1 rRNA gene is annotated in these 385 nt (G+C 56.4%); it reads right to left on the reverse strand.

Going from position 1 to position 385, the window contains the following annotated elements:
- Positions 1-385 (reverse strand): 23S ribosomal RNA (locus tag OO60_RS44335); the annotation flags it as partial.

Genomic DNA, 385 nt, shown 5'->3' on the forward strand with positions numbered 1-385 from the left:
CTATTCAGACTCGCTTTCGCTACGGCTACCCCACACGGGTTAACCTCGCCACGCAGCACTAACTCGCAGGCTCATTCTTCAAAAGGCACGCCATCACCCGAAGGCTCTGACGGCTTGTAGGCACACGGTTTCAGGTACTCTTTCACTCCCCTCCCGGGGTACTTTTCATCTTTCCCTCACGGTACTCGTCCGCTATCGGTCTGCCGCCCATCCCAAGGCGTTCCACTAACACACGTGATCATTCCGAGGACTGTCAGATCCTCGACGCTGGGTCCCACAACACCGCCTGCACAACGCCTGACAGCTTGACATACAAACGGTTTAGCCTCTTCCGCTTTCGCTCGCCACTACTCACGGAATCACGGTTGTTTTCTCTTCCTGCGGG

Source organism: Amycolatopsis vancoresmycina, assembly GCF_000716785.1.
In the GTDB taxonomy this organism is placed as follows: Bacteria; Actinomycetota; Actinomycetes; order Mycobacteriales; family Pseudonocardiaceae; genus Amycolatopsis; species Amycolatopsis vancoresmycina.